The sequence below is a fragment of the Corynebacterium atrinae genome (assembly GCF_030408455.1).
Lineage (GTDB): Bacteria > Actinomycetota > Actinomycetes > Mycobacteriales > Mycobacteriaceae > Corynebacterium > Corynebacterium atrinae.
On the sequence record NZ_CP046977.1, the window covers coordinates 764,783 to 778,616 of the forward strand.

The 13,834-nt window shown below is 61.9% G+C and carries 10 protein-coding genes; 6 read left to right on the forward strand and 4 right to left on the reverse strand.

Annotated features, from left to right (window positions below; translation table 11 throughout):
- Positions 1-4 precede the first annotated feature (4 nt).
- Complete coding sequence (gene glcB, locus CATRI_RS03870; protein WP_290219923.1) at positions 5-2,200, reverse strand: malate synthase G; 2,196 nt, start codon at positions 2,198-2,200, stop codon at positions 5-7.
- A gap of 459 nt (positions 2,201-2,659) precedes the next feature.
- Here glcB and aceA point away from each other — a divergent pair, with 459 nt between their 5' ends.
- Positions 2,660-3,955: an isocitrate lyase gene (gene aceA, locus CATRI_RS03875; RefSeq protein ID WP_290219925.1), complete on the forward strand. Its 1,296-nt coding sequence runs from the start codon at positions 2,660-2,662 to the stop codon at positions 3,953-3,955.
- Positions 3,956-4,050: 95 nt separating this feature from the next.
- The gene (rraA, locus tag CATRI_RS03880) at positions 4,051-4,551 is read left to right on the forward strand and encodes a ribonuclease E activity regulator RraA (protein ID WP_290219927.1); all 501 of its coding nucleotides are present in this window, start codon (positions 4,051-4,053) and stop codon (positions 4,549-4,551) included.
- A 184-nt stretch (positions 4,552-4,735) separates the two neighbouring features.
- Here rraA and CATRI_RS03885 read toward each other — a convergent pair whose 3' ends face one another.
- Positions 4,736-5,026 carry a hypothetical protein gene (locus CATRI_RS03885; RefSeq protein ID WP_290219929.1) on the reverse strand — a complete coding sequence of 97 codons (291 nt, stop codon included), beginning with the start codon at positions 5,024-5,026 and terminating at the stop codon, positions 4,736-4,738.
- Between the two features lie 252 nt (positions 5,027-5,278).
- Between CATRI_RS03885 and CATRI_RS03890 the strand changes: the two genes are divergently transcribed.
- Complete coding sequence (locus CATRI_RS03890) at positions 5,279-5,875, forward strand: hypothetical protein (protein WP_290219931.1); 597 nt, start codon at positions 5,279-5,281, stop codon at positions 5,873-5,875.
- Here CATRI_RS03890 and CATRI_RS03895 read toward each other — a convergent pair.
- Both CATRI_RS03895 and CATRI_RS03900 read right to left on the reverse strand, forming a co-directional pair.
- Complete coding sequence (locus CATRI_RS03895; protein WP_290219933.1) at positions 5,855-8,665, reverse strand: FAD-binding and (Fe-S)-binding domain-containing protein; 2,811 nt, start codon at positions 8,663-8,665, stop codon at positions 5,855-5,857. The genes CATRI_RS03890 and CATRI_RS03895 overlap by 21 nt on opposite strands.
- Positions 8,662-10,191 (reverse strand): alanine/glycine:cation symporter family protein, encoded by a 1,530-nt coding sequence (locus CATRI_RS03900; protein WP_290219935.1) that lies wholly within the window; start codon positions 10,189-10,191, stop codon positions 8,662-8,664. The genes CATRI_RS03895 and CATRI_RS03900 overlap by 4 nt, the downstream gene beginning before the upstream one ends.
- A 225-nt stretch (positions 10,192-10,416) precedes the next feature.
- On the opposite strand from CATRI_RS03900, the gene CATRI_RS03905 reads away from it, so the two are divergent.
- From CATRI_RS03905 to hglS, 3 genes are all read left to right on the forward strand, one after another.
- Positions 10,417-11,112, forward strand: a complete 696-nt coding sequence (locus tag CATRI_RS03905) for a GntR family transcriptional regulator (protein WP_290219937.1) — start codon at positions 10,417-10,419, stop codon at positions 11,110-11,112.
- Positions 11,113-11,239: 127 nt separating this feature from the next.
- On the forward strand, positions 11,240-12,430 hold the full coding sequence (locus CATRI_RS03910) for an NAD(P)/FAD-dependent oxidoreductase (RefSeq protein WP_290219939.1): 1,191 nt from the start codon (positions 11,240-11,242) through the stop codon (positions 12,428-12,430).
- A gap of 13 nt (positions 12,431-12,443) precedes the next feature.
- On the forward strand, positions 12,444-13,817 hold the full coding sequence (gene hglS, locus CATRI_RS03915) for a 2-oxoadipate dioxygenase/decarboxylase (protein ID WP_290219941.1): 1,374 nt from the start codon (positions 12,444-12,446) through the stop codon (positions 13,815-13,817).
- The last annotated feature ends 17 nt before the right edge of the window (positions 13,818-13,834 follow it).

Consider the following 13,834-nt stretch of genomic DNA (forward strand, 5'->3'; position numbering starts at 1 on the left):
AGGTTTAGATCCCTTCGCGCTGTTTGAACTCGCGGCGCTTGGCATGCAGGATCGGCTCGGTGTAGCCCGAGGGGGACTGCGTGCCCTTGAGGATGAGATCTTTGGCGGCCTGGAACGCGATGGAGTAGTCGTAGTTCTGCGACATCGGCAGGTAGTTCGGATCGCCCTCGTTCTGCCGGTCGACGACGACTGCCATGCGCTCCAGAGCTTCGACGATCTGCTCCTGGGTGACGACCCCGTGGACCAGCCAGTTACAGAGCAGCTGGGAGGAGATGCGCAGGGTGGCGCGGTCCTCCATGAGATCAATATCGTGGATATCCGGGACCTTGGAACACCCGACACCCTGTTCAACCCAGCGGACGACGTAGCCGAGGATTGACTGGCAGTTGTTATCCAACTCCTCCTTGATCTCCTCTGCGGACCAATCGGTGGTGGGAGAGACCGGGACCGTTAGCAGGCCGGTGAAAGTGTCGCGGCGGCCAGCAGACTTGAGCTCCTCCTGAACCGCAAAGACATCGACCTCGTGGTAATGGGTGGCGTGGAGGACGGCACCGGTCGGGGAGGGGACCCACGCGGTGTTGGCGCCTTCTCGCGGCTGGCCGATCTTGGTCTCCAGCATTTCGCCCATGAGCTCGGTCATCGCCCACATGCCCTTGCCGATCTGCGACTTGCCGGACAAGCCGCGAGCCAGGCCCGCGTCGACGTTGGAATCCTCGTAGGACTGCTTCCAGATGGCCTTTTGCATATCAGCTTTGCGGACCATCGGACCCGCCTGCATGGAGGTGTGGATCTCATCGCCGGTGCGGTCGAGGAAGCCGGTGTTGATGAACGCCAGGCGATCGGCGACGGCCATGATGCAGGCATCAAGGTTGACGGAGGTGCGCCGTTCCTCGTCCATGACGCCGACCTTGAGGGTGTAGCGCGGCAGGCCCAGCAGGTCCTCGACGCGGGCGAAGAGATCGTTGGTGAAGGTGACCTCTTCGGGGCCGTGCTGCTTTGGCTTGACGATGTAAATGGAGCCGGAGCGGGAGTTACGCAGCGGGTTGCGGACGTCCAAGCCGGGGATGGCGCAGACGACGGTGACGACGGCGTCGAGCAGACCCTCGAAGATCTCCTCCCCCTCAACGAGAACGGCGGGGTTCTGCATGAGGTGACCGACATTGCGGACGAAAAGCAGGGAACGACCGTGCAGGCGGATATCGGTGCCGTTGCGTCCGATGAACTCGCGGTCGGGATTAAGAACGCGGGTGATCGTCTTATCGCCCTTTGCCACCTTCTCTTGCAAGTCTCCGGTGTTGAGCCCGAACCAGTTCCGATAGCCGACGACCTTGTCCGCTCCATCGACGGCAGCGACCGAATCCTCGAAGTCCATGATGGTGGAGACGGCGGCCTCGAGAACAATGTCCTTGACCCCGGCCTTGTCATCCTTGCCGACCACGTGGGAAGGATCGATCTGAATCTCGATGTGCAGCCCGTTGTGGCGCAGCAGGATCGAAGCCGGATCCTCTAGGTTGCCGGAGAAACCACGGTAGGCGGCCTTATCCAGCAGGCGGTGTTCCTGGTCGCCAACGTGAGCAGCAAGGTAGCCATCAATGACGGCGTAGCGGTCCACGTCAGCATGGGAAGCACCCTCCAGCGGGACGGCCTTATCCAGGAAATCCCGGCCCCAGGCGATGACCTTCTGGCCGCGGACCGGGTTGTACCCCTTGCCCTTGTCTGCCCCATCTTCTTCGGAGATGGCGTTGGTGCCATACAGCGCGTCGTACAGGGAGCCCCAGCGGGCATTAGCGGCGTTGAGGGCGAAGCGAGCGTTGAGAATCGGGACGACCAGCTGCGGCCCAGCCATAGTAGCGATCTCATCGTCGATGCCGCGGGTGCGGATTTCTCCCTCCTCCGGGGTGTCGACCAGGTAGCCGATCTCACGCAGGAAGGCCTCATGCTCGGCCGGATCGGGCTGACCTGGGTTGGCGCGGAAGTGCTCATCGAGCTGGGCCTGCAGCTCATCGCGGCGAGCCAGCAGTGCCTTGTTGCGCGGGGTGAAATCCTTGACGATCTCGGCGAAACCAGTGAAGAACTCTTCCGCGTCGATGCCCACGGCGGGAAGCACGGTACCGGTAAGGAAATCGTGGAGAACTTTGTCCACCTGCAGGCCGGCAACCTCGATGCGCTCTGTGGTGTCTTTCAGCTCGGTCTGAGTCATCTGTCGCTCCTTGGGAAATACGAAAATGCGGGTGGATCGCGTCTGTGCGATGACTCCACACTAAGTGATTGCCGTCACGGCGTAAATGCTTTCGCCAATTTAGCCATTTGCTACCCCTGCTGTGTCTAGGGTCTCACTTCCTTCGCATGTGGCTTTTTGTGGGGTTGTGGCCCGTACCAGCAGTTTTCTTTTGGTTTCATTTCCGCAGGCCGGGACAAACTTAAGCAACCGGACATGGGAGCGTCGCGAGGTGTGAGATTTGCAACATTAGCAAAAACCCCCGCTACCCCCGCACACAATTTGGACGCGGAAAGTCGTTGACGCGGGGCACTCAATGCAGCACTCTGTGAGTCACGCCACCGAATACGGACGACATCGACCGCAGGTGGATCCTCCATCCCAAGCCGGACAGCACATAAGGCTCCGGCGCTCTCAACACAGGAAAGTGAGTCCACTTCCATGACCACTACCGGCCAGGCACGTACCGCAGCTGAGATCCAGAAGGACTGGGACGAGAACCCCCGCTGGGAAGGCATCACCCGCGACTACACCGCAGAGCAGGTGGAGAAGCTCCAGGGCACCGTCGTCGAGGAGCACACCCTCGCACGTCGCGGCGCCGAAATCCTCTGGGACAAGGTCTCCAAGCGTGACGGTTCCTACATCAACTCCCTCGGTGCCCTCACCGGCAACATGGCCGTCCAGCAGGCCCGCGCCGGCCTGCAGGCCGTCTACCTCTCCGGCTGGCAGGTCGCAGGTGACGCCAACCTCTCCGGCCACACCTACCCCGACCAGTCCCTCTACCCGGCCAACTCCGTCCCCAACGTTGTCCGCCGCATCAACAACGCCCTCCTGCGTGCCGACGAAATCGCCCGCGTCGAAGGCGACACCTCCGTTGACAACTGGCTGCTTCCGATCGTCGCCGACGGCGAGGCCGGCTTCGGTGGCGCCCTCAACGTCTACGAGCTCCAGAAGGCCATGATTGCCGCTGGCGCCGCTGGTACCCACTGGGAAGACCAGCTCGCCTCGGAGAAGAAGTGTGGCCACCTCGGCGGCAAGGTCCTCATCCCGACCCAGCAGCACATCCGCACCCTGACCTCTGCTCGCCTGGCTGCCGACGTCGCCAACACCCCGACCGTCGTCATCGCCCGCACCGACGCCGAGGCCGCCACCCTCATCACCTCCGACGTTGACGAGCGCGACCGCCCGTTCATCACCGGTGAGCGCACCGCCGAGGGCTTCTACAAGATCCAGAACGGCCTCGAGCCCTGCATCGCCCGCGCAAAGTCCTACGCTCCCTACGCCGACATGATCTGGATGGAGACCGGCACCCCGGACCTCGAGCTGGCCAAGCGCTTCGCCGACGGCGTCCACGAGGAGTTCCCGGACCAGCTGCTGTCCTACAACTGCTCCCCGTCCTTCAACTGGTCCGCACACCTTGATGCAGACGAGATCGCCAAGTTCCAGAAGGAACTGGGCAAGATGGGCTTCACCTTCCAGTTCATCACCCTCGCAGGCTTCCACTCCCTCAACTACGGTATGTTCGACCTGGCCTACGGCTACGCCCGCGAAGGCATGCCCGCCTTCGTTGACCTGCAGAACCGCGAGTTCCAGGCAGCCGAGGAGCGCGGCTTCACCGCCGTCAAGCACCAGCGCGAGGTCGGTGCCGGCTACTTCGACACCATCGCCACCACCGTTGACCCGGAATCCTCCACCACCGCCCTCAAGGGCTCCACCGAGGAAGGCCAGTTCCACTAAGAACTAGCTTGATATGACAGCGGCGTGCATCGTGAGAAATCACGGCGCACGCCGCTTTCCGCTTTCCCTTACTCATGCTGAAAGGTAGACCCACCATGACCATCACCTTCATTCCCACCGCCGACCTTGTTGACATCATTGGAGACGACGTCCGCTCCTGCGACACCCAATTCGGCGACTTCGGCGGAGTGACCGACTTCTGCGGGCCCATCACCACCATCAAGTGCTTCCAGGACAACGGTCTGGTGAAGCAGACCCTCAACAGCCCTGGTGAAGGCGGCGTGCTCGTCGTCGATGGCTCGGAATCCGTGCACACAGCCCTCATGGGCGACATGATCGCCGCCGCAGGAGTGGACAACGGCTGGGCCGGTGTCGTGATCCTGGGAGCCATCCGCGACTCAGCCGTCATCGGCACCATGAACTTTGGCACCAAGGCTCTGGGCACCAACCCCCGCAAATCCGCCAAGGACGGGGTCGGAGACAAAAACGTTACCGTTTCGTTCGGCGGCGTCGACTTCATCCCCGGCCACATCCTCTATGCCGATGCGGACGGCATCGTGGTCACCGAGGCTCCGGCGGAGGTACCCGCGGAGTAGTCGCAGGAGAGTTTGAGGGCTTGTTTACCCGGAGTGTGACGGCGTGAACAGGATGGACAAGGACTCAGGAATGAACTTTTCTCAGTGCTAACAGACGCCTAATGAGGTGAGAAGCAGAACTCGGTGGCACTCCGATGGTTGCGACAACGAGCGCTCCTCCGCCGATATTGGGTCCGTCCATCACCTAGAGCCCATACAGCGTCCACCCCGAACCGATGGCCAGGTAGATTGAGGTCAGGGACGAAACTAGTGACCCGAGTAAACGACAGCGGGGAGCACAGGATAACCCCAGCATCGCACCGATTACCAGAACAGTGCCCAGAGTGTTGTTTTCGGAATCTTCACTGGGGTTTGCCACAACGAGGATAATCCCCGCGACAAAGGTGATGATCTCCGGAATCGGGATGCCGTAGAACGGGACATCGACGAGCTTGGGGGCGCTCTCCCCGTCTTTCAGGATACGATTTTGAGTCACTGGCGTCCCTTCGAGCGGAAGTGGAGTCATATTCTTCCGGGGTAAGGTCCTGGCCACTAGTGTAAGCAACAGTTCCCAGCTTGGAGTCTTGGCCTTTCACCCCAGTGTTGGTCGGGCGAGATACGCTCGGGAATATATGGACTTCATATTTCCGTCCGAATCGCATGACACAAAATCCCTGGAAGTATTGCGGTGGGGTGCAAAACCCTCGTAGCCCTAGCCAAGTGTCTGACGGCCCACAAGGAGGTTTAAATGAAGGTTTCCATCAGAATCTGCCTGGTGATGATCGCATCTCTTTCGATTTCAAGCTGCGTGTATCGTACCGCCCAGCTAGACGTAGATGCTCCTCCTGAAGTCGTTGCTAGAGAAGTCGTGAAAGACCTGGACCACGGCCACGACGAGGGCTTTAATGTGAAAACCACTAGGGATGCGAATGCGCCGGTGCCAAAACTTAACGAATGGCCCGTGCGAGATTTGGGATGGGATGAGGAGATACGAGGTTTGCGCAGCGACATGGTTATTCCTGAAGGTTGCTCTCTTAATCGCCGAGCAGAAATTGAAAGTAGGGAGGGTGGTAGAGGTTACCTGGTGGATGTCCCTCTGCGATGTGAGGATGGTCGAGAAGTATTTGTCACTTTTGAAGTGACCAGAGAGCAGCCGCACAAGGTTTTCATGGTACCGGTGACCTCGACTGGCGTGCTGAACGTGAGAAATACTATGACCCTCCCGCTGGCCAGCTCAACTGACTATGGGAGACAGAATTACGCTGACATTGCGACTGTGGGTGTTCTAGCCCATAGAAAGACGCTGAATGGACGGGCAGATTTTCTAAGCCGATCCGGTAAATGAGTCTATGCCCGCGCGCACCAAGACATCCCGCACGAGCTCGGCTGTGTGCTTCGCCTGGGTTCCTGTTCCTTGCTCGATGTGGGTGCGGCAGGAGAAGCCGTCGGCGTGGACTTGGCCCTCTGTGACGCGGACGCGTGGGAATAGTTCCCGCTCGCCGAGCTGGAAGGACATCTCCGCGTGGCCTTTTTCAAATCCCCAGTTTCCTGCCAGCCCGCAACAGCCGGTTTGGATTTGTTCTTCGTCGATCCCTAGTGCGTCAAGCAACGCAGAGGTGTTCTCGGGAGTGCCCAGGGACCTTTCGTGGCAGTGGACCTGAGTGAGTACCGAAAGGTCTCCCGCTTCGAGCAATCCCTCTTCGACTAGTTCAGTGATCCTCGGGGCGATCACGTCCGCGAAGGGGATGACCGCGGCTGACAATCGGGCGACGTCGACATCATCGCTGAGTTCGGTCGCTTCGCGCTGCAGCATGACGGTGCAGGAGGGTTCCAGCCCAATGACTGGCAACCCCTCGTCCAGGTAGGGGCGCATGACCTGTGCGGAATGGCGCAGAACCTTTCGGGCGGTGGTCAGTTGTCCGGTGGAGTGCCAGGTGAGGCCGCAGCAGACGAACTCCGGCGGAATGATGACGTCGAATCCCAGGCGTTCAAGCACCTCAACTGCAGCGGTCGAGGCACCAGTGTCAAGGGAAGAATTGAAGGTGTCCGGCCACAGCACCACCCGGGAGCCATTGCTGGTCTGTGCTCGCTTCTTTGCCCACCGGCGCAGTGGAGTATTCGCAAAGCGGATGAGGGGTCGGCCCGCATCCAATCCGGCGACGGTGGCGATGGCGCGGGCGAGGCGAGGTACGCCGAACACAGCATTGACCAGGCGGGCCGCTCCCGGAATCTTCTGCATGAGGAAGGCGGAGATGGGCAACCAGCCCATGACGTAGTGGGCCATGGGGCGGCGGCGTTTGTCGTAGCGATGGTGAAGCAGCTCTGCTTTGTACGTGGCCATGTCGACATTGACCGGGCATTCGGAGGCGCACGCTTTGCACGAAAGGCAGAGGTCGAGGGCCTCGACGGCATCGTCGACGTCGACGCTTTCGCCGCGGAAGACTTCGGACAGCACGCGGGCTCGGCCTCGGGTGGAGTCCAGTTCATCGCCGGTGAGCTGGAAGGTGGGGCACATCGCGTCACTCGCCGAGCGGCACGCGGAGACCCCGACGCAGCGGTTAACGGCGTTGATGAGACTGCCCTGGTCGTGGCTCAAGGCGTGGATGGGGGTGATCTCCAAGGAGCGCTGCCCCTGGTCCAGGCGAATTCCTTGGGTGACGGCCTCCGGGGCGACGAGCACTCCGGGGTTGAACACGCCAGTGGGGTCGAAGATGGCTTTGAACTGTTGAAACAGTGCCAGCATCTCGGGGGAGTACATGTGGCCGAGAAGTTCGGATCGGGCGCGACCGTCCCCGTGTTCTCCGGAGAGTGATCCGCCGTAGGAGGTGACCAGAACGGCGGCGTCCTCCATGAATTGGCGGAAGACTCGGACTCCTTCGTCGGTGGAGAAGTCAAAGCTGATGCGGACGTGGACGCAGCCCTCACCGAAGTGCCCGAAGGGGATGCCTCGGAGCCCGTGGCGAGCCATGAGCGCGTACAAGTCACGCAAGTAGTCAGCCAAATGCTCCGGGGGAACGGCAGAGTCCTCCCAGCTGGGCCACGCTTCGCCGCCGTCGGGTAGGCGGGTGACCAGGCCTGCGGAGGCCTCGCGGATCCACCAGAGTTCCCGCATCTGCTGAGGGTCCGAGACGATGAGGGAACCGGTCGGCGCGCATTCGTCTGCGACGGTCTGGGCCAGGGCAAGCGCCTCTGCCAGGGTGGCGCCGGAGGTCTCGCAAAACAACCAACCGCCTGCCTTTTCGCCGCCGGGCAGCATCGAACCGGCGTGTTCTTGGCCGTTCTTCGAGCGCAACGCCGCAAGGAGGTCGCCGCCCATTCCTTCCACGGTGGCGACGCCGGGGAGGAGCGCTCGGACGGCGGCGCCGGCGGCGTCGAACACGGTGCCAAAGGCCAGGACCGCCAAGGCAGTGTGGTGGGGTTTTTCCACCAAGGAGACCGTGAGCTGAGTGATGATGCCGAGGGTGCCTTCGCTTCCGGCGATGGCCTTCGCCATATCGGTGGCGAGGTAGTGCAGGCCGTACCCGGACACCTGCCGGGGGAAGCGCCCCAGTTCCGCGGCAATGAGGTCACGGTTGTCACCAGCAAGCTCCCGCAACTGCGCATCGATGGCTGGGTCGTCGCAGCCTTTGGCTGTGACCTGGACTTCGCGGCCGTCGGCAAGCAGGAGGGTGACGGAGACGAGATTGTCGGCAGAGGTGCCGTAGGCGACCGAATGGGAGCCGCAGGCGTTGTTGGCCACCATGCCACCGATGGTGCAGCGCGAATGCGTGGACGGGTCCGGGCCGTAGGTGAGGCCGAATGTTGCGGCGGCGTCGCGAAGCTGGTCGCAGACGACGCCTGGCTCCACGGTGGCGGTGCGTGCCTCCGGATCGATGGAAATAATCCGGTTGAAGTGCCGTGAGGTATCAATGATCAGCCCGTCCCCAATGGCATTGCCCGCCACCGACGACCCTCCCCCGCGGGCGACGATCGGCCAGCCGCGCGCCTGGGCATAGGCCACCGCCGTCCGAATATCTTCGACGGACTCGGGCTCTGCGATGGCAGCGGGAACGCGGCGGTAGATCGAAGCGTCGGAGCTGTACGCGGCGCGGGTGGGCATGTCGCGCCGCAGGTGGCGGGGGAGCGGTGGTGTCATGATGTTGCCGAAGACCCCCCGAGCAGGGGAGCTCGGTCCTCCTTTTCGACGATCTTGATGCGGCCGCAGCGTGCATCTTCACGGTAGCCCTCGATCTCTCGCTTGAGCGGACCGGCGAGGAGATAAATGCCGAGCAGGTTGGGGATGGCGACGAGGAAGAACATCGCATCGGAGAAGCGAACGACGGTATCGAGGGAGACAGCAGAACCGATGATGATCATGACGAGGTAGAGGAGGTTGTAGCCCCACTCTGCCTTAGCGTTGCCCTTGAACAGGTAACCGGCAGCCTTTTGCCCGTAGTAGGAGTAGCTGAGGATCGTGGAGAAGGCGAAGAGGACGATACAGACGGACAGCAGGAGCGGGAAGTACTCATGCACCGTGGCAAAGGCGTTGGTGGTGAGGACGACGCCGTCGGCATCAGTATTGAGGTACTGACCGGTGACGATGATGGCCAAGGCAGTCATCGTACAGACGACAACAGAGTCGACGAAGGGCTCCCAGGCGGCGACGAGGCCCTCTTCGGTGGGGCGGCGGTTCTTACTCACGGAGTGCGCGAGACCCGCCGTACCGACGCCGGCCACGTTGGAGAACAGTGCTCGCTGGATGCCGATGATGGCCACGCCGATGATGCCGCCGGCCACGCCCTCCGGGTTGAATGCACCGGTGAAGATGAGGCGGAAGGCGTCGGGGATGGCTGTCACGTTGACGCCGAGGATGATGATGACGGAGACGGCGTAGATGGCGGACATGCAGGGCACGAGGCGGCTGGTCCATTTAGCGATGGACTTGATGCCACCGATGATGACAAAGCCGGTGACTACAGCGAGTGCGACACCAATGATCCACGTGCGACCGGCGAAGATGCTCGCCTCGCCGCCGGTGGTATCGACGATGTGGGCAGCTAGCTGGTTGGACTGGAAGATGTTGCCGGCGCCGAGCGCGGCGAACATGAAGCAGAAGGCGTAGACGAAGGCCAGAGCGGAACCGAGCTTGGGCCGGCCGATGGAGGCGAGTCCGTCCTTGAGGTAATACATCGGGCCGCCAGACACCTTGCCGTTGTCATCTACTCGGCGGAACATTTGCGACAGGGTGGCCTCGGCGAGCTTGACGGCCATGCCCAGCAGCCCGGCAATGATGATCCACAATGCCGCACCGGGCCCGCCGATGGTGATGGCGACGGCCACACCGGCGATATTGCCGAGGCCGATGGTTCCCGAGAGTTCCGTGGCCAGCGCCTGGAAGGACGACACCTCACCTGGGTCGGAGCGCCTGGTCAGCTGCCCTTTGATTACCCGGCCGGTTTGTACGGCATCGCCGAAGGGGCGTACTCGCAGGTAGACGGTGAGGAACACGCCGGCGGCGAGGAGCCAGATGACAACGATGGGGACGTTCGCATCCCCGATCGGGATGGCGAAGAAGACGAAGGCCTCGAGGGCGTCGACAATGGGGCCGAAGATGTTCTGCAGGGTTTGGTCGATGGTTCCTTGTTTGGCGCCTTCTTGGGCGAGGGTGATGGCAGTATTCAAGGGGATAGCTCCCTTCGGTGCACCAACGGGGTGCAATCTTTAGCGGATACTCGTGAGGGGTCTCATAAGTTCTAACCGTATGTGATGTGAATCCTATTGTAGGTTATATATAACCGCTAAGGGTAGGGTTATGGGAAAAGTTTTCCGGGCCTGGCGGGAGCGCCCCGTCGCCCACGGTATAGTCCCAGGAAAGCTCCAGAAAGTGCTGGGCAGGATAGGGGAGTGGTGAAGGTGGACGTTGGCGAGGGTGTCATGCGTGGCATGGAGGACATTCGTCTGTCGAAGATGACCCTTAAAGATTCCGCTGAGATGCTCATTCGCCGCGCCCTCCTGGACGGAGCCATGGCTCCGGGGGAGGTCTACTCCGCCAATGCCCTCGCCCGCAGCCTCGAGATTTCCAACAGTCCCGTGCGGGAAGCCATGATGACGCTGTCGGAGCGGGGGCTGCTTGAGTTGGTGCGCAACCGGGGATTTCGGGTCGTCGAGCTCAGCGTGGAAGACCGACTGGAAGTCTATGAGCTGCGCCGATTGATCGAGGTGGAAGCAGTGCGGCGGGTGGCTGGTATGCAGCTTTCTAGCGCCGCCGCTACCCGCCTGCGCGATCTCGCCCAGGCCACGGTCGATGCTATCCGGGAAGACGAGCGCGGCTCGATGTCGGAGTACCTGGAAGCAGACCATCAATTCCACATGTATGTCGTGCGCCTGTTGGGGAATCACCGGTGGGTGGACATGGTGGAGAGGCTGAGGGATCAGTCCCGCATAAATGGCTTCTACATGCACTTGCGCGAGGCGGGAATGGTGCGCCGAACCGCGCAGGAGCATGTGGATCTGGCTGACGCCATTGTGTCCCGTGATGTGCAACGCGCGACGGAGATCATGGCCGGTCACCTGGCCTACGCGAAGCCGTCCGTCGCTTCTTAGGCTCCTTCCGGAGTTACAATCTTTCACATTGCTAGAGACAAAGTGTCCCGCATCACGTATGGTTATCGATAACCGCTAAGCGGTGAGATACGAATCCTTTCTTGAACCCAGTGAAGGGAGGGAGACCTTGGCACAAATCATGGTTCCTCTGGACTTGACCTACACCGCCCGTCAACCTGATTCCGCAGACGTCGTCATCATCGGCGGCGGGGTCATGGGCATGAGCACCGCGTGGCAGCTGGCGGCGCGAGGCATCAAAAACATCGTCGTCATCGAACAATCTACCTTGGGCAGCGGCTCATCGGCGAAACCGCTCGGCGGGATTAGGGCTAATTTTTCAGACCCGAGCAACGTGCTGCTGGGGAAGCGATCACTCGAGGCTTACTACCGTTTCGAGGATGATTTCGGCGTGGATATCGAACTCAGCCGGGTGGGGTACCTTTTCCTCGCGCGGACCGGCGCAGAACTAGAACAGCTGGAATCCTCAGCGGTGACCCAGGCGAACCTGGGCACCGAGACCCACGTGGTCAGCCCCGGCGAAGCCGCAAAGATTAATCCATTCCTCAACGCCAATGCTCTCACCGGCGCATCCTTCACACCCAATGATGGGTATGCCGCCCCCGCCAAGGTCGTCGAGGGCTACACCCGCGCGTGCCTGGCGCTGGGCGTGACCATCCTTGATCGCACCCAGGTCCTCGACATACAACGCACCGGTGACAGCTTGGACGCCGTCATCACCAACCGGGGCCAGATCCGGACCTCGTCGGTCATTTGTGCGGCGGGGGCCTGGAGCGCGGCGATCGGCGAGATGGTGGGCGTCGACCTGCCCGTCGAACCCGTCCGCCGAATGATCGGCCTCACCCGGCAGCAACCCACGCCCTACCCACAGATTCCCTTCACCCTGGATCTGTCCACCACCATGTACTTCCACAACTTCTACAACGGGCTCCTGCTGGGCATCTCCCACCTGGAAAAGAGCGCTTTCTGCCGCGAGTACTCCTACGAATGGCTCAAAGAGTTCGACGCCGCAGCCTCCATCTGCGCGCCCGCCCTGGAAAACCCTGACCTGGAGGCCGGGTGGTCCGGCTACTACGAAAACACCCCGGACCATAACGCCTTGATCGGCGAGGCCAGCGATCTTCCGGGGTTCTTCTACATCACCGGGTTCTCGGGCCACGGTTTCCTCCAAGCCCCCGCGGCAGGCGAGCTAGTGGCGGACCTATATGAGGGGAAGTCGTCCTTCATGGATCCGAAGCCGTTCTCGGCCGACCGTTTCAACTGCGCCGACTCCGGTCTGCGTGAAGTCAACATTATTTAGGAAGGAAGAAAGCATGGGTTTTATCGACACGTGGGAGCTAAGAAGCCGCTTCGCCGTCGCTCTGTCCCAGATGTACGGCACGGAAGTCCCCGCCTATGACACCCTCGTCGAGGTCTCCACTGCGGTGAACGAGGACTTCGTCGCCGCCCACGGGGAATCTGCCGAGCGCCTCGGGTCCATTGACCGGGTCACGGCCGAACGCCACGGGGCGATTCGGGTGGGCACCCCGGAGGAGTTGGCTCAGGCCGCGCGGGTGTTCGCCGCCTTCGGGATGGTCCCGGTCGGGTTCTACGATCTGCGGGAGGCTTCTAGTTCCTCGGTCCCCGTCGTGTCCACGGCGTTTCGGCCCATCGATCCCGAGGAGTTGGCCCGCAACCCCTTCCGGGTGTTTACTTCGATGCTCACTGTCGACGACCCCCGTTTCTTCAACGCGGAGCTTCAGCAGGAATTGCGAGAGTTCCTCGCCGCCCGGACCCTGTTCAGCGACGAACTCCTAACCCTGGCCGACAAAGCTGCGGCGGAAGGCGGGCTGGAGGATACCGAGGCCGACCGACTCGTCGAGCTGGCCGCCGGAGCCTATGAGCTGTCCACCGATCCCGTCGACGAGGGCTGGTACCGCAAGCTGGAGAAAATCTCCGCGGTCGCCGCCGACATCGGGGGCATTAGCTCCACCCACATCAATCACCTCACCCCGCGGGTCCTCGATATCGATGATCTCTATCGCCGCATGAGCGACATGGGGATCACGATGATCGATGAGGTCCAGGGCCCGCCAGCGTGGGAAGGCCCCGACGTCCTTCTCCGGCAGACCTCTTTCCGCGCCCTCGAAGAAAAACGCGTCTTCCGTTTCGCCGATGGCAGCGTTGGCGAAGGCTCGCTGCGGGTGCGCTTCGGCGAGGTGGAGCAGCGCGGGATCGCGCTCACCCGCAAAGGCCGTGACCTCTACGACGCGATGCTCGCGGAGACCGATCGTCGCCTCGCCGAAGCGGGGGAGGGCACGACGCGCGTGGACATCGCCGTCGACGTGTGGCGGGAAAATCTGCCGCGCACCGAGGAGGAGCTACGCACCCAAGGCCTGGCCTTTTTCACCTACGAGCTGGTCGGCGACCCCCTGCCCGCCGACCACCGCTCCCTCGATGAGCTTATCGACGCCCGCGTCGTCCGCGCCGTCCCCATCGTCTACGAGGACTTCCTCCCGCGTTCCGCGGCAGGAATCTTCCAATCAAACCTCACCGACGCGGGCACCAGGGACAACGAACAACAGGGAAGCAGCTACGGGCCGGAGTCCCTCTCAGAGATCATCGGCACCCGGATCGCGGACCCTTATGAGCTCTATGAGCAGCAACAAGAGCAGTCACTGCGCAACCTTCGTAACCAACTCGTCTAAACCATCACACCTAGGAG

Excerpts from the sequence above, each read along its gene's own strand:
- glcB (WP_290219923.1), bottom strand. The coding sequence starts at position 2,200 with ATGACTCAGACCGAGCTGAAAGACACCACAGAGCGCATCGAGGTTGCC.
- rraA (WP_290219927.1), top strand. The coding sequence starts at position 4,051 with ATGACCATCACCTTCATTCCCACCGCCGACCTTGTTGACATCATTGGA.
- aceA (WP_290219925.1), top strand. The coding sequence starts at position 2,660 with ATGACCACTACCGGCCAGGCACGTACCGCAGCTGAGATCCAGAAGGAC.
- CATRI_RS03895 (WP_290219933.1), bottom strand. The coding sequence starts at position 8,665 with ATGACACCACCGCTCCCCCGCCACCTGCGGCGCGACATGCCCACCCGC.
- CATRI_RS03890 (WP_290219931.1), top strand. The coding sequence starts at position 5,279 with ATGAAGGTTTCCATCAGAATCTGCCTGGTGATGATCGCATCTCTTTCG.
- hglS (WP_290219941.1), top strand. The coding sequence starts at position 12,444 with ATGGGTTTTATCGACACGTGGGAGCTAAGAAGCCGCTTCGCCGTCGCT.